Source organism: Streptomyces kronopolitis (assembly GCF_014646275.1).
GTDB classification, from domain to species: domain Bacteria; phylum Actinomycetota; class Actinomycetes; order Streptomycetales; family Streptomycetaceae; genus Streptomyces; species Streptomyces kronopolitis.
The window spans coordinates 71,307-94,952 of record NZ_BMND01000007.1; the positions used below are offsets into that span (position 1 = coordinate 71,307).

At 72.0% G+C, this 23,646-nt stretch carries 18 protein-coding genes; 3 read left to right on the forward strand and 15 right to left on the reverse strand.

Features of this window, described 5'->3' with window-relative positions:
• Window positions 1-361 precede the first annotated feature (361 nt).
• The 3 genes from ppdK to IEY78_RS10895 all read left to right on the forward strand — a co-directional run bounded on the left by ppdK (window position 362) and on the right by IEY78_RS10895 (window position 6,241).
• Entirely contained in the window at window positions 362-3,142 is a 2,781-nt protein-coding gene (ppdK, locus tag IEY78_RS10885) for a pyruvate, phosphate dikinase (RefSeq protein ID WP_373294120.1), read from the forward strand.
• 417 nt (window positions 3,143-3,559) lie between these two features.
• Entirely contained in the window at window positions 3,560-4,828 is a 1,269-nt protein-coding gene (locus tag IEY78_RS10890) for a hypothetical protein (protein WP_189097454.1), read from the forward strand.
• Between the two features lie 567 nt (window positions 4,829-5,395).
• Window positions 5,396-6,241 (forward strand): ArsR/SmtB family transcription factor, encoded by an 846-nt coding sequence (locus IEY78_RS10895; RefSeq protein ID WP_189097455.1) that lies wholly within the window; start codon window positions 5,396-5,398, stop codon window positions 6,239-6,241.
• A 56-nt stretch (window positions 6,242-6,297) separates the two neighbouring features.
• Here the strand turns inward: IEY78_RS10895 and IEY78_RS10900 are convergent, their stop codons facing one another.
• The 15 genes from IEY78_RS10900 to IEY78_RS10970 all read right to left on the reverse strand — a co-directional run bounded on the left by IEY78_RS10900 (window position 6,298) and on the right by IEY78_RS10970 (window position 23,590).
• A complete protein-coding gene (locus tag IEY78_RS10900) occupies window positions 6,298-7,248 on the reverse strand; it encodes a TauD/TfdA dioxygenase family protein (protein ID WP_189097456.1) in 951 nt (316 codons plus the stop codon).
• A 178-nt stretch (window positions 7,249-7,426) separates the two neighbouring features.
• Window positions 7,427-7,567, reverse strand: a complete 141-nt coding sequence (locus tag IEY78_RS10905; RefSeq protein WP_189097457.1) for a hypothetical protein — start codon at window positions 7,565-7,567, stop codon at window positions 7,427-7,429.
• Window positions 7,568-7,603: 36 nt separating this feature from the next.
• Window positions 7,604-8,440: a carbohydrate ABC transporter permease gene (locus IEY78_RS10910; protein WP_189097458.1), complete on the reverse strand. Its 837-nt coding sequence runs from the start codon at window positions 8,438-8,440 to the stop codon at window positions 7,604-7,606.
• Between the two features lie 27 nt (window positions 8,441-8,467).
• Complete coding sequence (locus IEY78_RS10915; protein ID WP_189097459.1) at window positions 8,468-9,478, reverse strand: carbohydrate ABC transporter permease; 1,011 nt, start codon at window positions 9,476-9,478, stop codon at window positions 8,468-8,470.
• Window positions 9,475-10,734 carry an ABC transporter substrate-binding protein gene (locus tag IEY78_RS10920; RefSeq protein WP_189097460.1) on the reverse strand — a complete coding sequence of 420 codons (1,260 nt, stop codon included), beginning with the start codon at window positions 10,732-10,734 and terminating at the stop codon, window positions 9,475-9,477. Before IEY78_RS10920 ends, IEY78_RS10915 begins: the two co-directional genes overlap by 4 nt.
• A 270-nt stretch (window positions 10,735-11,004) precedes the next feature.
• On the reverse strand, window positions 11,005-11,169 hold the full coding sequence (locus IEY78_RS10925; RefSeq protein WP_189097461.1) for a hypothetical protein: 165 nt from the start codon (window positions 11,167-11,169) through the stop codon (window positions 11,005-11,007).
• 465 nt (window positions 11,170-11,634) lie between these two features.
• Window positions 11,635-12,435, reverse strand: coding sequence for a maleylpyruvate isomerase family mycothiol-dependent enzyme (locus tag IEY78_RS10930; RefSeq protein WP_189097462.1), 801 nt, complete (start codon window positions 12,433-12,435; stop codon window positions 11,635-11,637).
• 212 nt (window positions 12,436-12,647) lie between these two features.
• Window positions 12,648-13,592, reverse strand: a complete 945-nt coding sequence (locus IEY78_RS10935; protein WP_189097463.1) for an oxidoreductase — start codon at window positions 13,590-13,592, stop codon at window positions 12,648-12,650.
• 180 nt (window positions 13,593-13,772) lie between these two features.
• Entirely contained in the window at window positions 13,773-14,201 is a 429-nt protein-coding gene (gene nirD / locus IEY78_RS10940) for a nitrite reductase small subunit NirD (RefSeq protein WP_189097464.1), read from the reverse strand.
• Window positions 14,198-16,852: a nitrite reductase large subunit NirB gene (gene nirB, locus IEY78_RS10945; RefSeq protein ID WP_189097465.1), complete on the reverse strand. Its 2,655-nt coding sequence runs from the start codon at window positions 16,850-16,852 to the stop codon at window positions 14,198-14,200. Before nirB ends, nirD begins: the two co-directional genes overlap by 4 nt.
• Before the next feature lie 146 nt (window positions 16,853-16,998).
• Window positions 16,999-19,008: a glycoside hydrolase gene (locus tag IEY78_RS10950; RefSeq protein WP_189097466.1), complete on the reverse strand. Its 2,010-nt coding sequence runs from the start codon at window positions 19,006-19,008 to the stop codon at window positions 16,999-17,001.
• 105 nt (window positions 19,009-19,113) lie between these two features.
• Window positions 19,114-20,571 carry a class II fumarate hydratase gene (gene fumC / locus IEY78_RS10955; RefSeq protein ID WP_189097467.1) on the reverse strand — a complete coding sequence of 486 codons (1,458 nt, stop codon included), beginning with the start codon at window positions 20,569-20,571 and terminating at the stop codon, window positions 19,114-19,116.
• Window positions 20,568-22,235 (reverse strand): NAD-dependent malic enzyme, encoded by a 1,668-nt coding sequence (locus IEY78_RS10960; RefSeq protein ID WP_189097468.1) that lies wholly within the window; start codon window positions 22,233-22,235, stop codon window positions 20,568-20,570. The genes fumC and IEY78_RS10960 overlap by 4 nt, the downstream gene beginning before the upstream one ends.
• Before the next feature lie 88 nt (window positions 22,236-22,323).
• On the reverse strand, window positions 22,324-23,283 hold the full coding sequence (locus tag IEY78_RS10965) for an NAD-dependent epimerase/dehydratase family protein (protein WP_189097469.1): 960 nt from the start codon (window positions 23,281-23,283) through the stop codon (window positions 22,324-22,326).
• A gap of 28 nt (window positions 23,284-23,311) precedes the next feature.
• Entirely contained in the window at window positions 23,312-23,590 is a 279-nt protein-coding gene (locus IEY78_RS10970; protein ID WP_373294121.1) for a DUF397 domain-containing protein, read from the reverse strand.
• Between the last annotated feature and the right edge of the window lie 56 nt (window positions 23,591-23,646).

The following is a 23,646-nucleotide window of genomic DNA, read 5'->3' on the forward strand; positions in this document are numbered from 1 at the left end:
GCGCCTCGGTGGACGCATTCCTTGATCACGTAGCCCGCGAAGGGGTCCAAATGATGGAACCCGGTCACACATGAGCGCGTGATTCTCGCCACCCCTGATAGGGGGTGCGCTCAGATGAGCACCTCGCGCAGGGCTCCATCTCTCCAATGGTGGCACCGGGTGCCACGCTTGATCCGTTCGAGTGATGAACACAAGTGTTGCTGTGGGTAGCACACTTTCAAGATTTCACTACGCACCGGAGTGGTGCATTCAGGTAATGAAGTGTGCGCCAAACGCATGATCACTTTCGATCTGGTGGCGGACGACTGGTTACACGGGTATGTCGACCAAGTGGACGTACCCATACGCCTTCGATCTGGGTATGTTCCTCGCCGTCAGGGCAGCCCGTCGGCGAGGAGTCAGTGCCGTGCCGGAAACACAAGATCCCCACGTAACCCAGCCTTCTTCCGCGAAGTTCGTGTACGACTTCACCGAGGGCAACAAGGACCTCAAGGACCTCTTGGGCGGCAAGGGGGCGAACCTTGCCGAGATGACCAACCTGGGACTTCCCGTCCCGCCCGGCTTCACCATCACCACCGAAGCCTGCAAGGTCTACCTCGACAGCGGCAGCGAGCCCGCGGCACTGCGTGCCGAGGTCTCCGCGCACCTCGACGCCCTTGAGCAGAAGATGGGCAAGAAGCTCGGCCAGGCCGACGACCCGCTGCTGGTGTCGGTGCGTTCCGGGGCGAAGTTCTCCATGCCCGGCATGATGGACACCGTCCTCAACATCGGCCTCTCCGACGCGTCGGTTTCCGGCCTCGCCGCGCAGGCCGGCGACGAGCGCTTCGCGTGGGACTCCTACCGCCGCCTCATCCAGATGTTCGGCAAGACCGTGCTGGGCGTCGACGGCGAGCTCTTCGAGGAGGCGCTGGAGGAGGCCAAGAAGGCCAAGGGCGTCCGCGTCGACATCGACCTCGACGCCGCCGACCTCAAGAACCTGGTCGCGCACTTCAAGGACGTCGTCTCCAAGGAGACCGGCCGGGACTTCCCGCAGGAGCCCCGCGAGCAGATGGACCTCGCGGTGCGCGCGGTCTTCGACTCGTGGAACACCGACCGCGCCAAGCTCTACCGCCGCCAGGAGCGCATCCCCGGCGACCTCGGCACGGCCGTCAACGTCTGCTCCATGGTCTTCGGCAACCTCGGCCCGGACTCCGGCACCGGTGTCGCCTTCACCCGCGACCCCGCCAGCGGCCAGCAGGGCGTCTACGGCGACTACCTGCAGAACGCGCAGGGTGAGGACGTCGTCGCCGGTATCCGCAACACCGTGCCGCTCGCCGACCTCGAGAACATCGACAAGGCGTCGTACGACGAGCTGATGCAGATCATGGAGACGCTCGAAACGCACTACAAGGACCTGTGCGACATCGAGTTCACCATCGAGCGCGGCAAGCTGTGGATGCTGCAGACCCGGGTCGGCAAGCGCACCGCCGGTGCCGCCTTCCGGATCGCCACCCAGCTCGTCGACCAGGGCCTGATCGACGAGGCCGAGGCCCTCCAGCGGGTCAACGGCGCGCAGCTGGCGCAGTTGATGTTCCCCCGCTTCGACCTCGGCGCGAAGTCCGAGATGATCGGCCGCGGGATCGCCGCCTCCCCGGGCGCGGCCGTCGGCAAGGCCGTCTTCGACTCGTACACCGCCGTCAAGTGGTCGCGCTCCGGCGAGAAGGTCATCCTGATCCGCCGGGAGACCAACCCCGACGACCTCAACGGCATGATCGCCGCCGAGGGCATCCTCACCTCCCGCGGCGGCAAGACCTCGCACGCCGCCGTCGTCGCCCGCGGCATGGGCAAGACCTGTGTCTGCGGCGCCGAGGAGCTGGAGGTCGACACCAAGTCCCGCAAAATGACGACCCCGGACGGGACCGTCATCGAGGAGGGCGACGTCGTCTCCATCGACGGCTCCAGCGGCAAGGTCTACGCCGGCCAGGTGCCGGTCGTGCCGTCCCCGGTCGTGGAGTACTTCGAGGGCCGGATGCACGCCGGCGCCGATGACGCCGACGAGCTGGTCAAGGCCGTCCACCGGATCATGGCGTACGCGGACCGGGTGCGCCGGCTGCGCGTGCGGGCCAACGCCGACAACGCCGAGGACGCCGCCCGCGCCCGCCGCTTCGGCGCCCAGGGCATCGGCCTGTGCCGCACCGAGCACATGTTCCTCGGTGAGCGCCGCGAGATGGTCGAGCGCCTCATCCTGGCCGACACCGAGACCGACCGGGAGGCCGCGCTCAGCCAGCTGCTGCCGCTCCAGAAGGCCGACTTCATCGAGCTGTTCGAGTCGATGGACGGGCTGCCGGTGACGGTCCGGCTGCTGGACCCGCCGCTGCACGAGTTCCTGCCCGACATCACCGAGCTGTCGGTCCGGGTCGCGCTCGCCGAGGCCCGCAAGGACGCCAACGAGAACGACCTGCGGCTCCTGCAGGCCGTGCACAAGCTGCACGAGCAGAACCCGATGCTGGGTCTGCGCGGGGTGCGCCTGGGCCTGGTCATCCCCGGCCTGTTCGCGATGCAGGTGCGGGCCATCGCCGAGGCGGCCGCCGAGCGCAAGAACGCCAAGGGCGACCCGCGCGCGGAGATCATGATTCCGCTGGTCGGCACCGTCCAGGAGCTGGAGATCGTCCGCGAGGAGGCCGAAGGGGTCATCGCCGAGGTCGAGAAGGCCCACGGCGTCAACCTCAAGCTCACCCTCGGCACGATGATCGAGCTGCCCCGCGCCGCCCTCACGGCCGGACAGATCGCCGAGTCGGCCGACTTCTTCTCCTTCGGCACCAACGACCTGACGCAGACGGTCTGGGGCTTCAGCCGCGACGACGTCGAGGCCAGCTTCTTCACCGCCTACCTGGAGAAGGGCATCTTCGGCGTCAGCCCGTTCGAGACCATCGACAAGGACGGCGTGGGCTCGCTGGTCCGCAACGCCGCCGCGGCCGGCCGGGCCACCCGCCCGGACCTCAAGCTCGGTGTCTGCGGTGAGCACGGCGGTGACCCGGAGTCGGTGCACTTCTTCCACGAGGCCGGGCTGGACTACGTCTCCTGCTCGCCGTTCCGCATCCCGGTCGCACGGCTGGAGGCGGGCCGCGCGGCCGCCGAGTCGAAGGGCAGCGACAGCCGCTGACCGACCGGTCACCGCGGGCGCCGCGCGCGCCCGCGGTGACCGCACACACCACCGGAGCCGCCGGCCGGGCACCAAACCCTCACCGCCCGGCTGTCGGCTCCGGCACCGAAAGAGGGCGGCACCTGTGCGGAGGTGCCGCCCTCGGTGGTGTGCGGGGCAAAGCGGGGGCGGCGCGGGGGAGTTGAAGAGGAGCCCGGGGTTCCCCGTCGGGTAGATCACAGAAAAACCTGCGGGAAAGCGGGCAACTGCTCGGCCTTGCCCCGGTTTGCCCGTCCGGGGTGCGAAGGGGGCCGCCCGTGGCCGGTGCATTTTCCGTTGCTGTGGGGCCGTATGTCGGTCATAAGATCACATGCATCCCGCACGCATGAGCGATGCCCGTGCGGCGGACTCTCCTTACTTCCCTCGGGAAAGGCACCAGTGAACCTTCGCCGTACCCTCGCGACCGCCGCCGTCGCCGCCGTGACCGCACCGGCCGTCCTGCTCTCCGCGGGCTCCGCGTTCGCCGCCCCGAAGGCCCCGGCGCAGACCCGGCAGCAGCCGACCTTCGCCGAGCTCAAGAAGGCCGCCGCCGACGCGGAGAAGGCGTACGAGGACGCGGTCGCCGCCGAGAAGGCCGGGCGCGCGAAGATCGACGCCACCATGAACGCCCTGGACCAGGACACCCATCCGCTCAAGGCGGCCGTGCTCGCCGCGGACAAGGCGGTCAAGGCCGCCGACGCCGCCAAGGCGGCGGCCGACCGGGCCGTCACGGACGCCAGGGCCGCCCTGGACGCGGCCACCGACGAGGCCGGGAAGGCCAAGGCGCAGGAGGCGCTCGACGCGGCCGAGGCCGAGGCCACGCACGCCGCCGATGCCAAGGCGAACGCGGACCGCGCGCGCAAGGTGGCCCGGGACGCGTGGGACGACGCCCGGGTCGCGGCCCTCCGGGAGTGGGGCAGGGTCCAGAAGGCCGCGGTCGACGCCCGTGTGGCCAAGGAGGCGGCCGACAAGGCGCTGGCCGCCGCGAGCGACTGCGTCCGCGTGCCGGGCCTGACCGTCCTCGCGAAGCACCTGCCGGCGAAGGTGGTCGCCGGCACCACGGTCGACTTCTCCTTCACGGTGGCCAACGCGACCGACCGCACGCTGGACGTGGACCCGTTCGTGTTCTTCCGGCTGCTCGCCAAGAACGACCAGCAGCACTTCATCAAGGTGCAGTGGTCCGACGGCTCCGACTGGCGGACGCTGGCGACCGACGGCTCCCACATCGCCCCCGTCACGGCCATGAAGCCCGGCGCCCACACCGACGTGAAGCTGCGGATGGCCCTCGGGGCGAAGACCCCGGCCACCAAGGCCCTCGCCCTCTTCGCGGGCGACGCCTCCGACGCGTACCACCCGTGCATCCTCGGCCCCATGAAGCGCTACGACTTCGCGGTGCTGCCGGCCGGCAGCAAGCCCGGCACGGTCGGTGACGCGAAGCCCGGCAAGGCCGCGGACCGGGACCGTCCGGCGTCGAAGCCGCAGGGGGTCGCGCCGCAGGGCGCGCACGCCGAGCCGGCGTCGGCCCCGGCGACCGGCGGCAGCCTGGCCGCGACCGGTTCCTCGCCCGCCGTGCCGCAGCTGGGTCTGGCGGGCGGCGCCGCCGTACTGCTCGGTGCCGGGGCGGTCGTCGCCGCGCGCCGTCACCGCGGGGCCGGGAGCGCCAACTGAGCTGAGCGGGCTCCGGGTTGCGGGAGCGCCTGCCGTACGGCCCACGACACGTGGAGGGCCCGTCGGTCCGGTGTTCCCGCAGGACATCCGAACGAGGGCGGCACCTGTGCGGAGGTGCCGCCCTCGCCTTTCTCCGGACTCCCCCCTCGGGAGCTGCCGTCACCCCGGTCGGCGCGGGGTGCGGCCTTCAACGGGGCTGGCGAGCGGCCGGTTCCTTGCCCATCACCCCCCACGGGATCGAGCAATCCGGTCCGTCCGCGCCGCCGTCGAATTGAGTACAAGCATTCCCGCCGGCCGCCCGGTGGCGCGAGCACTTTCAAGTCTGGCCAAAAGGGCATGGTAACCGCGCGTGTTGGCGTGCATACTCAGGCGTGCCGGGGGCCGACTGAGGAAACCAGAGGTGGGGGTTCGGTGTTACGCGTCCATTTCAGTGGACTCGATCTGGCCCGTGTGCGCATTGCGGCACGCCCGGACGCACTGTGGGAGACCGTCTTAAGCTTTCACCGGCTGCGCGACCGACGGGACGATTCGGCGTTCGGCAAATGGCGATCGGAAACACGTGGAAGGTTGAATGGCGAAGCGCGTCTGCTGGCACCCCTGGTGCCCACGCGCGGCTATTTCCCTGATTTCCTGACGCCCGCCGAAGGCCTGCTCGGCATGACGGACGCGCTCGCCGCGCTCCGCGAGACCCCGGCCGTCCGGCTGCACGAGGAACTCACCCGGCTCGCCGCCGCGTCCCGCCCGTTCCCGTCGTGGATACGGGAGTTGGCGGAGGGCGACACCCGTGTCCTGGGCCGGCTCGCCGGGCTTCTCCAACGCTATTACGAGGCGGCCGTCGCCCCGTACTGGCCGCGCGTGCAGGGCCGAATAGAGGCCGACCGGGCCACCCGCGGCCGGGCGCTGCTCGACGGCGGGGCGGACCGGCTGCTGGCCTCGCTGCCGCCGATGATGCGCTGGCGCTCGCCGGTCCTGGAGTGCGACTACCCGGTGGACCGCGATCTCCATCTGGGCGGCCGGGGGCTGTTGCTGCTGCCGTCGTACTTCTGCCGGCGCACCCCCGTCACCTTCCACAACCCGGACCTCACGCCGGTCCTGGTGTACCCCGTGGAGCATCCGGTGGCGCGGCTGACCCCGGAGGCCCCGCCCGAGCGCTCGCTGGGCCGACTGGTCGGCCAGACCCGCTCCGCGATCCTCCAGCGGATCGGCGTCGGCTGCACCACCAGCGAACTCGCCCGCCGCGCCGATGTCTCACTGGCCTCCGCGAGTCAGCACGCGACCGTGCTGCGCGACGCCGGGCTGCTGCTCACCCTGCGGCAGGGCAACGCCGTGCTGCACACCCTCACCCCGCTGGGCGCCGCCCTGCTGCGCGGCGCGCGCTCGGTGGAGGAGGCGACGTACGAGCGGTTGCGGTGAGGCGGAGCGGGCAGCCGTGACGTGAGGGCGGCGTGCGGCAGGCGCGCCGGGACCGCTCAGTGGGGGCGATCGCCCGCGATGGCGACGCGTTCGGCGACCCGGCGGTGCGACCCGTAGTCGTTCACGGCATAGTGCTGGGTGGCGCGGTTGTCCCAGAACGCGATGTCCCCGGCCTGCCAGCGCCAGCGCACCTGGAACTCCGGCACCTGTGCCTGCTGGAACAACAGCCGCAACAGCCGGTCGCTCGCCGCCTCGTCGAGGCCGGTGATCCGGGTGGTGAAGGACGCGTTGACGAACAGCATCCGCCGCCCCGTCTCCGGGTGCCGGCGCACCACCGGATGCTCCACCGGCGGGAACTCGGCCTGAAATGGCGCCAGTTGAGCCGCCGTGCAGAAGCGCGCGAAGCCCGGGAGATAGTCGTGCACCGCCCGCGCCCCCTCGATGCGCTCCCTGATTTGCCCAGGCAAATTGTCGTATGCCGCCGCCATATCGGCCCAGAGCGTGTCGCCGCCCGCGGGCGGGACCTCGCGCAGCTGCAACACCGCACCCATGGCCGGACGTTCTCGGAACGTGACATCCGTGTGCCATACGTTCTCGAACGTCGGGGCGCCGCCGGCCGCCTTGTCGAACCGTACGACATCCTTCGAATCGCCCCGCGCCAGCAACGGATTGCTCTCCAGCTGCCCCCAATTTCGCGCGAATTCGCGCTGCTCCCCGGAGGCCAGATGCTGCGCGCGGAAGAACAGCACCTTCCACTCCAGCAGCGCCCGGTTCAGCTCCGCGCGCAGCGCGCCGGACAGCGGGCGCGACAGGTCCAGTCCACGGATTTCGGCCCCGATGGTGGCTGCCTGCGGTATGACCTCGAACCGCTCGTACGGCCGCTCCGTCCAGTCGTCAGGCGTACGACGCAGGATGCGCCGCCCTTCGTACAGGCCGTCGGCGGGGATGCGGTGGGGGCGCAGGACGGGCGGCAGGGGTGCGGTCGTCGTCGGGGGTGTGGTCGTCAACGGATCCTCCAGGGGCGAGGGGGAGGTGTGAAGGGTGGGGGAGCGCCGCGGGCGCGGGGATGCGGCCGTGGGGCGACCGGCGGTGGGCTGGACGGCGATGGCCAGGGGCCGGTTCGTCAGGGGTGGCCGGGGTGCGGGACCGGACCGTCCGTCGCGCGGACGGTCGGTGCTCAGCCGGTCAGGCCGTGGGGAGACAACAGGCCGGGGGAGAACCCACCCGGCCGCGGCGGCGCAGAAAGCTCATACCGCGGGGCGCGCACTCGCCGCGGGGCGCGCGCAGGAGCGGCTCCACCTCGCGGACGTCCGACTGCGTGCTCATACCACGCACCGTACCTCATACGTCGCCCGCCGACGCCTAGTCGTCGATCCCGCTGCGCTCCACCCCCGCGACGATGTACCGCTGGAGCAGCAGGAACACCACGACCAGCGGGGCGATGGACACCGCAGCGGCCACGAACAGCTCATGCAGATCGAGGTTCTGCGCGGTGGTGAACGTGGACAGCGCGACCTGCACCGTCCAGGACTCCTGGTCCTGCCCGATCACCAGCGGCCACAGGAAGGCGTTCCAGGCGCCGATGAAGACGAGGGTGCCGACGGCGGCGAACACCGGCCGGGCGTTGGGCACCACGATTCGCCAGTACGTCCGCCAGTAGCCGAGCCCGTCGACCCGCGCCGCGTCCTCCAGCTCCTTGGGGAAGCCCAGGAAGAACTGCCGGAAGACGAAGCAGGCGAAGGCGCTGAACAGGGTCGGGATCACCAGACCGCGCAGTGTGGAGAGCCAGCCGAGCGTCGAGACCAGCACAAAGCTCGGCACGAACGTCACGGCCGCCGGGACCATCAGCGTGCCCAGGATCGCGTAGAAGACGGCATTGGCGTGCCGGTAGGGGATGCGGGCCAGGCCGTAGCCCGCGAGGGAGGCCGGCAGCACCGTGCCGAGGGTCGTCGACACCGCGATCAGCGTGGAGTTGAGCAGCGCCCGCCCCAGGGGGAGGTCCGGATCGCGGAAGACCTCGGTGAGGTTCGACCAGTGCAGGGAGTGCGGCAGAAAGGTCCAGTCGGGCGCCGTGATGTCCTGCTCGGTGGCCAGACCGTTGCGCACCAGGAGGTAGAAGGGGATCAGGAACAGCAGCGCCAGGGCGATCAGGACGACCCGCCGCAGCGCACGCCCGGCCCTGGTCAGCGCGTCATGCATGGGTGCTCCACGAGTGCTCCACGGTGCTCACTCCTCCTTGCGGCCGAGGCCGAACCAGCGGGCCTGCACCACCGTCGCCACCGCGATGAGCAGGGCCAGAATCACCGCGCCCGCGCTGCCCAGCCCGAGGTTCTGATCCCGGCCGAGCGCCGTGTAATACAGGTAGACCAGGGGCGGCCGGGCGTAGGGCGGATAGCCGCGGGCGTCGCTCAGCAGGTTGTAGAACTCGTCGAAGGCCTGGAACGCGTTGATCACCAGCAGCAGGACCACCGCCACGGAGGTGGCGCGCAACTGCGGGAAGGTGATGTGGCGGAAGGTCTGCCAGCCGGGCCGCGCCCCGTCGACCGCCGCCGCCTCGTACAGCTGCGGGGGGATCCGCTGGAGCCCGGCCAGGAACAGGATCATGTAGAACCCCGCCTGCAGCCAGAGCCGTACGGTCACGATCACCAGCCAGTACCAGGGCGGATCGGTGGTCGACAGCCAGGCGGTCTGGTCCGCGCCGAACCATCCCAGGACGGTGTTGGCCAGCCCGAACCGCACCCCGTTGAAGATCGACAGCTTCCAGATCACCGCCGCGACGACATACGAGCAGGCCGTCGGCAGGAAGAACACCGACCGGAAGAACGCCTGGGCACGGCGCAGCCGGCCGACCATCAGCGCCAGAGACAGCGACAGCGCGTACGTGGCCGGCACGATGAACGCGGTGAACAGCGCGAACGTGCCCAGGCTGCCGAGGAAGGACGCGTCGTGCAGCATCGCCGTGTAGTTGCCCAGCCCGACGAAGTCCGCTCCGGACGGGCTGACCGTGTTGTGCGCGTCGAAGAAGCTGAGGTAGACGCTCCACACCAGCGGCACATAGGTGAACAGCCCGAGCCCCAGGACGAACGGACCGACGAAGACCCAGAACCACAGGTTCCGCCGCTGGGGGCCGAGCAGCCGGGCGGCGAACGAGGGGCGCGGGTCGGCCGGTGGCGCGGCGGCCGCGGGGCGCTGCGGGGCGACGACCGCCGCCGCCACCCCCTCCGTCCCCTCCGTCACTTCTTCCCGACCCGCTTCAGTTCGGCGTTGACCGTGCGCACCACGCTCTTCAGCTCGCTCTCCGGATGCGCGCCGCCCTTGATGATCCGGCTCAGCGCGTCCTGGTAGGCGGTACGGTCCGCCGTCGTCCACAACAGCGGTTCGGCGGTGCCGTGATCGGTGGCGAACCGCACCGCGTCTGCCGCCGGGCCCTCCCGCAGCCGCGCGGCCTTCTTCGCCAGCGAGATCCGGGCCGGGATGTGGAAGCCGTACGACAGCGCGAAGTCCTGCTGGAAATCCGTGCGGTCCACCCACAGCCAGGTGGCGAAGGCCTTGGCCTCCTTGATGTGCGTGCTGTGCGCACTCACCGCGGAGGCGTAGGCGCCCACCGGAACGGATGGTTTCCCTCCGCTCCCGTCCGCGGGGAACGGCAGCACCCCGAAGTCGTCGCCCAGCGCCTTCTTGATCTGCGGCAGCGCCCACAGCCCGGACCACTGCATCGCGGTCAGCCCCTGGATGAACGCCGCCGGGTCGGACCAGTCCGTGGGCGCGCCCAGCAGCAGCGACTCATCCGCGTACAGCTGCCGGATCTTGCCCAGTACCCGGGCCGCCGCCGGATCGTCGAACCCGGCCTTGCCGTCCGCGCCGATCAGACTCAGCCCCGCGGCCGACAGCGGCGTGCCGCTGAGCACCCCGGCCCCGCCGTCATTGCCCAGGAACAGGCCCTTGGTCTGCTTGCCGCTGAGCTTCTTCGCGCCGTCCACCAGCTCGTCGAGCGTCTGCGGCGGCCGGACCCCGGCCTCCTTCAACAGGCTCTTGCGGTAGTAGAGCAGCTGCATGTCGACGGTCTGCGGGATGCCCCAGACCTTGTCCTGCCAGATCTTCGGGGCGAGCGCGGCCTGGTGGAAGTCGTCCTTCACCGGCTCGACCTCGGCGGTCAGATCGACCACCTGACCGCCCCGGATCTGGTCCAGCAGCGGCCCGTTGACCTCGAAGACATCCGGCCCCGAGCTGGTGAGCAGCGCGGCCGCGGTCTGCCGGTCGTAGTCGCCCGGCCGCCACTGCACCCGCACCTCGGCCTGCCGGTAGGCGGCGGCGTACCGCCGCACGGCCTGCTGGGTGCCCGGCTCCCCGTACTGGTGGTACCACTGGCTGATCGCCGGGCCCGAACCGCCGCCACCGCGACCGGTGTTGGACCCGCAGGCCGTCGCCACCGCCGCGGCCAGGGCGACGCCGCCGCCGGCCGCCAGCAGTCGCCGTCTGTCGATCTCCGTCATGGCACGTCGCCCCCTGCGGTCGTAACCTCGCGGTGATCACCGATCACCGACGGTGCGACCGTCCACTCTGCCGCACGGCCGGGCAACGCGCAGGGCATCCCGACGAATCCGGCCCCGAGCCGCGTCGGCCGCCCGGGGGAGGCGGACCTTCCGGCGGCGACGTGCGCTCGCACCCTGGCCGCCGGTGCGGAACCGACTGTCGGCGCAGACCGCGTCCGCGGTCTCTCGCCCTCTCGCTCTCTTGCTCTCTTGCTCTTTCGCCTTCTCGCTCTATCGCTCGTCGGTCACGTCGGAACCGGGTCGGACCGGCGCGCCGCCGACTGCCTCCTCGTCGTCGTATTCGGGCCTCTTGTACGGCTCGCCGCCGGGGTACGCGGGTTCCTTGAACACCGACGTGTAGTCGGGCTTGGCCGGGCGGGGCAGGGACGGGTTCATGGGGTCTCCGGTTTCATGGCTGCACGGGGCAGGGTGGTGGGGGGAGTCGTTTCCGGTGCCGCGCGCCCCGGTCGTTTCCGGCGGCGGCCCGGCCTGGGACGGCCGTCGGACACCGCGGCGACGAAGCCGGCTGCGACGCGGAGCACTCGGCAGCTGCCGCGACGAGATGCGGTGCGCCCAACGGCGGTCCGCACGTCGCACGACCTGCAAGAAGTATCCCCCTGATGACAGTAGCCGTTTCTGCGACCGGATGAACTCCTACCGGTCCGGGCGGGCAACCGCTCTCGCGGCGCTGGACCGCGAGGGTCGGCGGCGTGCACGCCTGCGGCAGGCCGCCGCTCACGAGGTGGTCGGTGTCGCCGTCCCCTGAATCGGCCGGATTCAGGGGCTTTCGGGCGTGAATGGTCGTGAGAGGACTGCCTGAATGGCGTCCCTGTGCCACACGGTGACCGTTCGGGTGGTGGCTCAGCCGAACAGGACTCGGGAGAGCCAGAATTCCAGCAGTTCCGTATCTCCGGTGATCTCGAAGGTGTCCCTGTCGGCGGGGCGGCGGCCGTAGAGGAGGAGCAGGAGGTCGGTGAGCGGGCCGTGGACGGAGACGGCGGCCGGTTCGTCGGCGCGGCGCCAGGCGAGGGTGTCGCCGGTGAGGTCGACCAGCCAGTTCGCGGCCGCGTCCGGCGGGGTGTCCGTGGCGCGGAAGTGGAGGGTGCGGCCGGGGCCGAGGAGCGCGCGCCGGTCGGGGTGGAAGTCGAACATCTCGGGCAACGAGCCCAGTTCCATCCACTCGTCGAGGGCGTCGAGGGCCGCCGGCTGCCCGACGGTGAAGTCCGCGCCGAGGGTGAGGGCGGCATCGGCGCGGTGGATGACCGTCTCGTGGGCCATGCGGCGGGCGAAGAAGCGGGGGCTTCCGGAGGGCAGCGGGGTCCAGATCGGGGTGTCCGGATCGGTGGCGCGGAGGGTGGCGGCGAGGAGTTCCGCGCCCTCGGTGAGCCAGTCGGCGAGGTCGGCCGGGGTCCGGGTGGTCTCGCGGGGCAGGTCGCGCAGGGCCGTGTCGGCCGGGGGCCGGGCCGCCCGGGTGCGCACGATCTCCTCGACCCAGCGGTGGGCCTCGCCCAGATGGCGGAGCAGCTGGGCGAGGTTCCAGTCCGGGCAGGACGGCACCGTCGTCGTGAGGTCGGTGCCCTCCTCCCGGAGGCAGGACGCGAGCAGCCCGGACTGCGTGACGATCTCGGCGCAGTGGCTGTCGTACTCCATGGTCGACGTCATGACGTCACGGTAGGGGGCGGTACCGACAATCCGGCGTCACCGTGGGCGGGTGGGCGGCCGTGGCGGCGACCCCGCGCGGCCGTCGGTGGCGTCCCGCCGCTGGTGGGGACGGGTGCGGTGACTCCGGCGGGCCCGAGTGTGGTGCCGTGGGTGGGCCCGGGTGCGGTGCCAGTCAGTGAGCCCCGGGTGCGGTGCCCACCGACGGGCCCCGCTCAGAGGGTCATGGAGCGCCGGGAGAAGTCGTAGTGCACCTCGGTGAGTTGCTCGGAGGCGGTCCACAGTCGCTCGCCGTTGGCGTGGTTCCTGGTCCAGGGGGCGCGGAGGGACTGGGCGGGGGCGCCGCGCAGGCCGCTGCGCGGGCCGATGAAGGAGTCCGGCCGCATGTGCGGGGCGGTGGCGGCGCAGAGGGTGCCCAGGGCGCCGCCGTCCGGGGACTGGGCGATCGCGCGGTTGACCAGCTCGACCGTCCGCTCGGCGGAGGTACGGCCCTCCATCCGGACGCCCGCGGTCGCGAGATTGGTGGCGGCGTATCCGGGGTGCGCGGCCGCCGCGACGACCTGCGAGCCGGCCGCGGCCAGCCGCCGGGACAGCTCGTGGACGAAGAGCAGATTGGCGCTCTTGGAACGGGCGTAGGCGATCCAGCGGCGGTAGGAGTGCTCGCTGTTGAGGTCGTCGTGGTCGAGGTCGGCGAGCAGGTGCAGCATGCTGGAGACGGTGACGATCCGGGCGCCGGGCGTGGCCAGGAGCTTGGGCAGCAGCAGACCGGTGAGCGCGAAGTGGCCCAGGTGGTTGGTGCCGAACTGCATCTCGAAGCCGTCGGCGGTGGTGCGGTACGGCAGCGCCATCACGCCCGCGTTGTTGACGAGCAGATCGAGGCGGTCGCCGTCGAAGTCGTCGAGGGCGGCGGCGAAGTCCCGTACGGAGGTCAGATCGGCCAGGTCGAGGGGCCGGAACTCGGCCTCGGCGGTGGGGACCTCGGACCGCAGCCGGTCCAGCGCGGCGATGCCCCGCGACTCGCTGCGGCAGGCCAGCAGCACACGGGCGCCGCGTCGGGCCAGTTCACGGGCGGTGACATAGCCGATGCCGCTGTTCGCGCCCGTGACGACCGCGGAGCGGCCGGTCTGGTCGGGGATGTGGCTGGTGTTCCACCGGGTCACGCCTGCACTCCTCCGTAGGGGGCACCAAGAGTACGTCGTGGGCCGGGAGAGCTGGGGCCGGAGGGGTGGAAGTGACCAGGCGTCACCGGCCCCGGCCGCCGGCCCGGCCGGCCCTCCGCCCCAGTCATCCGCCCGCCCGGTCACTCGCCCTCGGAGCGGCTGTCGTGCGGCGCGGCGGGTTCAACCGGCCGACGCCCCGCCGCGGACCCGTACGCGATACACCGGCACCGACGCCGACGGATCGTCCAGGCAGTCCCCGGTGAGCAGGTCGAAGCGCTGCTTGAGCAGCGGTGACGCCACGAACGGGCGGCCGTCGGCCGAGCCGGTCAGGCCGCGGGAGAGGACCTGGGCGCCGGTGAACGGGTCGCGGTTGCCGATCGCGTGGATCCGGCCGCCGCGGTCCAGGAACAGCGCGGCCTGGGTGCCGTCGGGCAGCAGGGCGGCGACGCCGCGCCCGGGGAGGAGGGCCTCCGGCCCGCAGACCGGCAGCCAGCCGGCCGCGGGGCAGTGGATCTCGACCGGGCCGGAGGCCGGGCGGCCGGTGGCGGCGGGGGAGTGCGGGCCATCGGCGGGCGCGGCGGCGTGGTGCTCGGTGGTGGGAGCGGTCATCGGGCGGAGGTCCCTTCCAGGGTCCGAACGGGCAGGGTCGGGCCGGCCAGCAACGTCAGATCGGGCTTGACCTGGTCGCGCTCCGGGGTGAAGCGGACGGTCGGGTCCGGCACGTCGGGGGCGTTGACGAACGAGACGAACCGGGCCAGCCGCTCGGGATCGGCGAGCGTCTCGGCCCACTCGTCGCGGTAGTGGGTGACATGCGCGGCCATCAGGGACTCCAGCTCCTCGCCGAGGCCCAGGGAGTCGTCCACGACGACCTCGCGGACGTGGTCGAGGCCGCCGTCGATCCGCTCCAGCCAGGCCGAGGTGCGCTCCAGCCGGTCCGCGGTGCGGATGTAGAACATCAGGAACCGGTCGATCAGCCGGATCAGTTCGGCGTCCGAGAGGTCCTGCGCGAGCAGCCCGGCATGGCGCGGGTCGGCGCCGCCGTTGCCGCCGACGTAGAGGTTCCAGCCCTGGGCGGTGGCGATCACCCCGAAGTCCTTGCCGCGGGCCTCGGCGCACTCCCGGGCGCACCCGGAGACCGCGGACTTCAGCTTGTGCGGGGAGCGCAGCCCGCGGTAGCGCAGCTCCAGATCGATGGCCATCCGGACCGAGTCCTGGACGCCGTAGCGGCACCAGGTCTGCCCCACGCACGACTTCACGGTCCGCAGCGCCTTGCCGTACGCGTGCCCCGACTCGAAGCCGGCGTCCACCAACCGTGCCCAGACCTGCGGGAGTTGCTCGACCCGGGCGCCGAACAGGTCGATCCGCTGACCGCCGGTGATCTTCGTGTACAGGCCGAAGTCCCGGGCCACCTCGCCGATCACGATCAGCTTCTCCGGGGTGATCTCGCCGCCGGGGATCCGCGGCACGATCGAGTACGAGCCGTTGCGCTGGAGATTGGCGAGGAAGTGGTCGTTGGTGTCCTGGAGGGCGGCCTGCTCCCCGTCGAGGACATAGCCGCCGGCGCCGACCGTGGGCGCCAGCGAGGCGAGGATCGAGCCGACGGTGGGCTTGCAGACCTCGCAGCCGTCGCCGTGCCTGGCGGCCGGCCGGCCGTGCGCGTCCAGCAGCTCGGCGAAGGTCGTCAGCCGCCGGGTGCGCACGATCTCGTACAGCTCGGCGCGGGTGTGCGGGAAGCAGCCGCACAGCCCGGTGTCGACGGTGGCGCCGGCCGCGGCCAGCTCGTCGTGCACCACCGCGGTCAGCGACTTGACGCAACTGCCGCAGCCGGTACCGGCCTTGGTGCAGGTCTTGACCTCGGGCAGGGTGGTGCAGGAGTGCTCGGTGACCGCGGCCCGGACGGTGGCTTTGGTGACGTTGTGGCAGTTGCACAGCACCGCCTCGTCGGGCAGCGCGGAGGGGCCGAGCGCGCCGCCGCCCCCGGCCGCGACCCCCGCGGGCAGGACCAGCTGCTCGGGTGCCAGCGGCGGCACGGTGCCGGTCAGCGGGCGCAGCATGCCGTACGCCTCGGCGTCGCCGACCAGGACGCCGCCCAGCAGCTCGCCCCCGGGGCCGATCACCAGCTTCTTGTAGACGCCGCTGCGGGCGTCGGCGTAGACCACGTCCAGCGCGCCGTCCGCGGTGCCGTGCGCGTCGCCGAAGGAGGCCACGTCCACACCGAGCAGCTTGAGCTTGGTGGACAGGTCGGCGCCGGTGAAGCCGCCGGGATGCCGGGTGTCGCCGAAGAGCCGTGCGGCGAGGTCGCCGGCCGCCACCCGCGCCATGTCGTAGCCCGGGGCGACCAGGCCGTGGACGCGGCCGTCGGCGGCCAGCGCGCACTCGCCGATCGCGTACACGGCCGGATCGGCGGTGCGGCACCGCTCGTCGACGACGATGCCGCCGCGCTCGCCGACCGGCAGCCCGCAGTCCCGGGCGAGCCGGTCGCGGGGGCGCACCCCGGCCGAGAAGACGACCAGGTCGGTGTCGACGCGGGAGCCGTCGGACAGGTCCATGGCGGTGACCGCGCCCGTCTCGTCGGCGACGATCTCCGTGCCGCCGACGCCGGTGTGGACCGCGAGGCCGCTCTCCTCGACGGTGCGGCGCAGCGCGCGGCCGCCGCCCTCGTCGACCTGGAGCGCCATCAGCCGCGGGCCGACCTCCACGATGTGGGTGCGCAGCCCGAGTCCCTTGAGTGCACCGGCCGCCTCCAGCCCCAGCAGCCCGCCGCCGACCACCACGCCGGTGCGGGCCCCCGCGGCGTACTCCTCGATGGCCAGCAGGTCGTCGAGGGTGCGGTAGACGAAGCAGCCCGCGCTGTCCTTGCCGGGCACCGGCGGCACGAACGGGTACGAGCCGGTGGCCAGCACCAGGGTGTCGTAGCGGACGGTCAGCCCGGAGCGGGCGGTGACCGTGCGGGTGGCGCGGTCGACGGCGGTGGCCGGGTCGCCCAGGTGCAGCTCGATGCCGTGCCGGGCCAGGAACTCCGGGTCGGCCAGGCTCAGATCGTCCGGGGTGCGTCCGGCGAAGTACGAGGTCAGCTGGACCCGGTCGTAGGCCGGGCGGGGCTCCTCGCACAGCACCACGATCCGCGCCCGCCTGGTGACGCCGCGGTCGGCCAGCTCCTCCAGGAAGCGCTGGCCGACCATGCCGTGGCCGACGAGGACGAGGGTGGGGGTGGCGGTGGTGCCGGGCGCGGCATCCGGGGGCGGCGGCATCGAGGTCATGCCGCTCAGCCTGGGGCGCGGCTGTTACCCGCCCGCATCCGCGCTGTTTCCCGGGCGGAACGCTGCCCTCAGTGGCGCGGCGGCCGCCGTGTGAGGGCGACCGCCGCGGGGGACGGCCGCCCGCGTCCCCTCAGCCGGTCAGCAGCTCAGCCGGTCAGCTTGGCCGGGCACAGCCGCCGGGCCTGCCGGTCGGTGTCCAGCTTTGCGTCCACGCAGCCACCCGGCAGGCCGTCGTGGGCGGTGCTGCCGAAGTTGGCGGTGACGGTCAGCTTGCCGTCGCCGAAGACCGTGCGCTGCACGCTGCGGTCGCCGGTCAGCCAGCGGAACGAGGTCAGCTGCTCGGTGCCGGCGGCCCGGTGCAGCGGCGAGAAGTACTTCTGCAGCGCGGCGAGTTCCGGGCCGCTCTTCTCCAGCGTCGGGCCGTCCAGGACGTAGTTCAGCGGGGTGTTGTAGAGCATCGCCAGCAGCGCCCGGTCGGTCTTCTGCTCCGGCAGCTTGTCGTACGACAGCTCCCAGCGCTCCGCGTTGACCAGCGAGCCGTGCAGCGCGGTCTCGTACAGCGGCGCGCGGTACTTGGGGTCGTACATGGCGGTGGCCATGTCGCGGGGCAGCTTCACCGGCTTGAAGAAGGCGCCCGGAGCGTTCGCGGGGGCGTAGCCGCCCCAGGTCTCCTTGTCCTTCTCCAGCTTCCACAGGCGGTCGTCGACCGGGGTGGCCGCGCCGTGGTTGTAGGCCAGGACCTTGTTGGCCCACGACTGGGCGCTCTCCGAACCGAGGACGAGGTTCTTCGACAGCCGCTCCATCCGGGCCAGGCGGTTCTTCCGGTCGCCGTCCTTCGTCATCTGATGGCCCTCGGTGTGGTCGCGGAACACCTCGCCCGTCGCGTCCACGTCGAGGAAGTAGCTGTCCGCGCCGTCGGCGACCATCGTGCGGGTGCGGTCGGCGAGGTAGTGCTTGCCCGTCTCGGCCTTCTCGAAGGCCTGCGAGCTGAGGTAGCAGCCGCGGTTGCCGAAGCCCGTCTGCGGGGTGCCGTCGGCCTTGCGGACGCAGAAGTCGGGGTAGACCCGGTCCGGCCAGCGGGAGGTGGGGCTGTCGGCCTTCTGGGGGTCCTGGCCGTTGGCGAAGGTGTCGTACGGGCCGACGAGGTAGCCCGCCGCCTTGGCGGCCCGCACCGCCTGCGCGTTCATGGGGTTGTCGTCGGCGTCGTAGCCGAGCCACATCCGGTCCACGCCCAGCTTCTTCAGCTTGTTGACCCCGGCGGCCTTGCGCGCGTCGCCCCACACATAGGCGTGGAAGGCGCCCAGCAGCTTCTCGTCGGCCGGGTTCTGCTGGATCTTCTGGCGCAGGCTGCCGAGTTGGCCGTGCTGGGAGAGGTAGGAGCGGTAGTCGGCGGCGGGGGCGACGGGGTTGCCGTCGGTCAGCGCGAAGGAGACCTCGTAGTCGCGGGTGCCCTCACCGGCGTCGAAGGCATGGGTGGCCGTGGTGCGCAGCCGGCCGCCGGTGGAGGCGAAGCCCAGCGAGGTGCCGAGGTCGGTGGGGGTGAGGTAGCTGACGCCGCTGCCGCCCTTGCCGTCCGCCCCGCCCAGCGAGTAGCCCCACAGCGGCATCGAGAGGCCCTCGCCCACGTCGACGCTGCTCCCGGCCAGTCCGCCCGTCTCGGGTCCGGCGTTCCAGAACGCGTCCTTGACCGGGATGTCCAGTCCCTCGCCGCGCGGGAGTTGCACGGCGGAGGCGGCCCGGTCGGTGCCGGTCACCGGCCAGTCGACCGACTCGTCGCGGTCCGCCGTCAGCGTGATCCGCAGCCGCCCGCGCTCCGAACTCGCCGTCACCCGCAGGCCCTTGTCGGGGTAGCTCCACCGCGCCCCGTTGTCCGTCCGGGTCACCGGGCCGGGCGTGCCGAGCCCGCCCGCGGCCGCCTCGGACAGCACCAGCTGCCGCCCGCCGCCGGTGCGCGCGGTCACCGCGAGGGAGCCGGTGTCGACGAAGGCGGTGCCGCCGTCGACGGGGAGCGCGAGGCGGTCGTCCTCCGTGGTGCCGGCGCTGGCCACGCCGTATCCGACGACGCCCACGGTGGTCGCGGCCAGCGCGAGGGAGCCGGCGAGCACCCGCGTGCGGCGCCGGCGTCCGGTGGTCTTGTGGAGGGGGTTGGGATTCATGGGGAACTGAATACGCATCAGGTCTAAGAGGGTTCTAAGAACTCCCCACGGGCACGGTCCGGGCGGCCGTCAGCCCCCTCCGACGCACCCTCCCGTGCCCCTGCCTCAGTCCGAAAGCCCCGCCATCCGCCGCGGGTTGACGATCCGGTCGTAGTCCGCCGCGGTGAGATAGCCGGTGGCCAGGGCCGCGTCGCGCAGGCCGGTGCCCTCGCGGTCGGCCCGGTGGGCGATCTCGCTCGCCTTGTCGTAGCCGATCTCCGGGCTGAGCGCGGTCACCAGCATCAGGGAGCGGGAGACGTTCTCGTCGATCTGCGCGCGGTGCAGTTCGGCGCCCTCGATGCAGTAGACGCGGAACTTCTCGCAAGCGTCGGCGAGGATGCGCGCGCCGTGCAACACGTTGTTGGTGATGATCGGGCGCATCGCGTTGAGTTCGAAGTTGCCCTGGCTGCCTGCGAAGGCCACCGCGGTGTCCTCGCCGATGATCTGGATGCAGACCATCACCATGGCCTCGCACTGGGTGGGGTTGATCTTCCCGGGCATGATCGAGCTGCCCGGCTCATTGGCCGGGAGCAGCAGCTCGTTGAGGCCTGCCCGGGGGCCGGAGGCGAGCCACCGCAGATCGTTGGCGATCTTCATGAGCGCCACGGCCGCGGCCCGCAGCCCGGCCGAGGCCGCGACCATCGCGTCCAGCCCGCCCTGCGCCGCGAAGCGGTTCGGGGTCTGGACGAAGGGCCGCCCGGTGAGCCGGGCCAGCTGGGCGGTGACCTCCTCGGCGAATCCGGGGGGCGCGTTGAGCCCGGTGCCGACCGCGGTGCCGCCGATGGGCACGCCGTACAGCTCCGGCAGGGTGGCCTTGATGCGGTCGATGGCCGCGGAGAGCTGGGCCGCGTAGCCCGACCACGACTGACCGACGGTGAGCGGCACCGCGTCCTGGAGGTGGGTACGGCCGATCTTCACCACGTCGTGCCAGGCCGCGGCCTTGTCGGCGAGCGCCTGCTGGAGCGGCGCCAGGGACGGCAGCAGCTGGTCCGTGAGGGCCGCCACGGTCGCCAGATGCATGGCGGTGGGGAAGGTGTCGTTGGACGACTGGCCCATGTTCACATGGTCGTTGGGGTGGATCGGCTCCCGGGAGCCGAGGGTCCCGCCGAGGAGCTGGATGGCCCGGTTGCTGATGACCTCGTTGACGTTCATGTTGCTCTGGGTGCCGGAGCCGGTCTGCCAGACGTAGAGCGGGAAGTGGGCGTCCAGGGCGCCGCTGATCACCTCGTCGGAGACCTTCGCGATCAACTCGGCCCGCCAGCGCTCCAGTCGGCCCGCCCGCCCGTTGACCTCGGCCGCCGCCTTCTTGACCAGCCCGTAGGCGTGGTAGACGGCCTTCGGCATCCGGTCGTCACCGATCGAGAAGTGGATCAGCGAGCGCTCGGTCTGCGCTCCCCAGTAGCGGTCGGCGGGCACCTGGACGGCGCCCAGCGAGTCGTGTTCGGTACGGGTGCCGGTGGCGTCGATGCCGATCGGTACGTAGTGCACCGCCGGGGCCTGCGCCGTGGTGGCCCGGCCGCTCACGAGGTGCTCCGGTGGCCGTTGCCGTTGAGATGCGGATAGGTGGGCTGCCACATGGCGTCCTGCACGGCCTGGACGAGGTCGTCCGGGCTCGCGTCGGCCACGCCCTCCGCCATGGCGGCCCGGGCGACGGCGATCGCGACGGTGGCCGAGGAGGCCCGCAGATTCGTCACCGGCGGCAGCAGGGAGGCGCCGGGGGTGCCGACCTCCGCCTGGGCCGCGACCGCCTCGGACGCGGCCAGCAGCATCCCGGCCGTCACCCGCCGGGCCCGCGAGACCAGGATGCCCAGCCCGAGGCCGGGGTAGAGCAGCGCGTTGTTGGCCTGCCCGATGACGTGCCGCACGCCGTCCAGCTCCACCGGGTCGACGGGGATGCCCGACGCGGTCAGCGCCTTCCCCCGCGTCCAGGCCAGGATGTCGGCGGGCATCGCCTCGATGCGCTCGGTCGGGTTGGACAGCGGGAAGATGATCGGGCGCGCCACGTGCTCGGCCATCGCGGTGACCACGTCACGGGTGAAGGCCCCCGCCGCCGTGGAGGTGCCGATCAGCATGGTCGGGTGCACCTGGTGCACGGTGGCGAGCAGACCGGCGCCGCTGCCCTGCCACTGCCGGGCCTCGGCGGCGGGCCGGGCGTAGGTCCGCTGGTAGTCCCGCAGGTCCCGCATGTCGTCGGTGAGCAGTCCCTGCTTGTCCACCAGCCACACCCGGCGGACCGCCTCGTCCTGCGCCAGCCCGTCCCGGACCATCGCCTGGACCAGCTGGTCGGCGATGCCCACGCCCGCGGTCCCGGCCCCGAAGACGATCACGCGCTGGTCCTTGAACGGGACCCCGGTGACGCGCAGCGCGGACATCGCGGCGGCCAGCGTGATGGCGCCGGTGCCCTGGAGGTCGTCGTTGAAGATCCGGTAGCGGCCGTTGTACTGCTCCAGGATGCGGCGCGCGTTGCCGGGCCCGAAGTCCTCGAAGTGCAGCAGCGCCCGGGGGAACAGCTCGGAGGCCGTGGCGAGGTAGGAAGCGACGAAGTCGTCGTAGGCCTTGCCACGGGTCCTGCTGTGCCGGACGCCGAGGTAGAGGGGGTCGTTGAGCAGCGTCTCGTTGTCCGTCCCCACGTCCAGGACCACCGGGATGCACCGGCCCGGGTGCAGTCCGGCCGCCGCCGTGTAGACCGCGAGCTTGCCCACCGAGATCTGGACGCCGTTGACGCCCCAGTCGCCGATGCCGAGGATCTCCTCCGCGTCGGTGACCACCAGCATGTCCACGTCGTCCGGGCCCAGCCCCAGGTCGGCCAGGGCCGGGCGCAGGTCCTGCGGCCGGTCGATCGACAGGTACACCCCGCGCGGCCGCCGGTACTCGTGGCTGTAGCGCTTGATGGCCTCGCCCACCGTGGGGTCGTAGACCACCGGCAGCAGCTCGGCCAAGTGGTCGGTCAGCAGCCGGTAGTAGAGGGTCTCGTTGCGGTCGTGCAGCTGCTCCAGATAGACGTTCCGCGCCAGGTCGTCCGGCTGGTTGCGCATCTGCGCATACGCCCGTGCCGCCTGCTGGTCCAGGGTGAGGACCGCGTCGGGAAGCCGCCCGGCCAGACCCAGCTCCGCCCGCTCCGAGGTGGTGAAGGCCGTCCCCCGGTTGTGCAGGGCGTCAAGCAGAATCTCCGGATACCTTTGGGACATGGCGGCAGCTCCTCGGTGAGATCGACCCGTCTTCACCCTGCCCCGACGGCCCACGGGACGCCTGCCCGGAGTGCCGAACGGATGACCCCTACGGCCCCTCCCGCCGGGCCAGCCGCGCCCGCTCCTCCTCGGGGCTGAACCCCGCCGTCAGCGGCGGCTCACCGCGCGCCCGGTCCCAGGCCAGGACATCGGCCGCGGTCACCTCCAGCGGGGTCGCGGGCAGCCCCGCCGCCCGCGCCCGGGCCGGGCTGCGCTGCTGGGTCGCCCAGTCGTCCCGCACCAGGGGGAAGAACAGCGGCAGCGCGTCGTCCGGCACCCGTACGACCTCGACCCGGCTGCCGGCCGCCCGCGCGCAGGTCTCGATCAGCCCGCCGAGCGTGACCGGCTCGTCGGGACCCACCGCGTGGAAGGCACCCGGACGGTCGTCGGCGAGCAGCCGCACGACGAGCCGGGCCAGGTCCCGGGAGTCGATGATCTGCACCGGCTGCCGCGGGTCGGCGGGCACCGCCACCCGTCCGCCGCGGGCGGCCCGCCGCACCCAGTACGTGAACGTGTCCGACGGATCGTGCGGCCCGGCCACCTTCCCGGCCCGCACGATCGTCGCCCGCGCGCCGTACCGCGCCCGCACATCGTCCTCGCAGGCCACCTTGCACGGCCCGTAGGTGGCCTCGGTCAGTTCCTCGGTGTCGCGGACGGGCGGGCGGCGCGGGGTGTCCTCGTCGGAGCCGGGCCCCACGCCCTTGCGCCGGTAGACGGCGTGGCTGGAGAGGAACAGATACCGGCCGACCCGGTCGCCCAGCGCGTCCATCGCCTGCCCGACATGCCGCGGGACATAGCCGCTGACGTCCACGACCGCGTCCCAACTGCCCGTGCCCAGTGCTGTGTAGTCGCCGGTGTCCCGGTCCCCGATCAGCCGGGTCAGCTCCGGGAACAGCTCCGTCCCGGTCCTGCCCCGGCCGAACAGGGTGACCTCGGCCCCGGTGCGCAGGGCGTCTTCCACGATGGCGCGGCCCACGAAGGAGGTACCGCCGAGAACGAGAATGCGCATCCCGCCGACGCTATCCGGGAGCCGTCGCTCAGGCGGCGAACTCCCCGCTCTTCACGGCCGATACGAACGAGGTCCAGCCACCCGCCGGGAAGACCAGCGCCGGACCCTCGGGGTCCTTGGAGTCACGGACGGGGACGACACCGTGGATCTCGGTGAGGGCGGGGGAGAACTCGACGCAGTCACCGCCGTTGGCGTCGCTGTACGAAGACTTGACCCAGGCGAGATCGCGGGAGAACTCGACGCACTGGCCGCCGTCGCCATCGCTGTACGAGGACTTGGCCCAGGTCAGGTCGGGGGAGAACTCCAGGCACTGGCCGCCGTCGCCACCGCTGTACGAGGACTTGATCCATGTGAAGTCGCGGG

Bases quoted from the DNA above. Each gene is read 5' to 3' on its own strand.
- ppdK (WP_373294120.1), top strand. From the start codon at position 362: ATGTTCCTCGCCGTCAGGGCAGCCCGTCGGCGAGGAGTCAGTGCCGTG.
- IEY78_RS10910 (WP_189097458.1), bottom strand. From the start codon at position 8,440: ATGCATGACGCGCTGACCAGGGCCGGGCGTGCGCTGCGGCGGGTCGTC.
- IEY78_RS10930 (WP_189097462.1), bottom strand. From the start codon at position 12,435: ATGACGTCGACCATGGAGTACGACAGCCACTGCGCCGAGATCGTCACG.
- IEY78_RS10965 (WP_189097469.1), bottom strand. From the start codon at position 23,283: ATGCGCATTCTCGTTCTCGGCGGTACCTCCTTCGTGGGCCGCGCCATC.
- IEY78_RS10920 (WP_189097460.1), bottom strand. From the start codon at position 10,734: ATGACGGAGATCGACAGACGGCGACTGCTGGCGGCCGGCGGCGGCGTC.
- nirD (WP_189097464.1), bottom strand. From the start codon at position 14,201: ATGACCGCTCCCACCACCGAGCACCACGCCGCCGCGCCCGCCGATGGC.
- IEY78_RS10925 (WP_189097461.1), bottom strand. From the start codon at position 11,169: ATGAACCCGTCCCTGCCCCGCCCGGCCAAGCCCGACTACACGTCGGTG.
- IEY78_RS10950 (WP_189097466.1), bottom strand. From the start codon at position 19,008: ATGAATCCCAACCCCCTCCACAAGACCACCGGACGCCGGCGCCGCACG.
- nirB (WP_189097465.1), bottom strand. From the start codon at position 16,852: ATGACCTCGATGCCGCCGCCCCCGGATGCCGCGCCCGGCACCACCGCC.
- IEY78_RS10905 (WP_189097457.1), bottom strand. From the start codon at position 7,567: ATGAGCACGCAGTCGGACGTCCGCGAGGTGGAGCCGCTCCTGCGCGCG.
- IEY78_RS10960 (WP_189097468.1), bottom strand. From the start codon at position 22,235: ATGTCCCAAAGGTATCCGGAGATTCTGCTTGACGCCCTGCACAACCGG.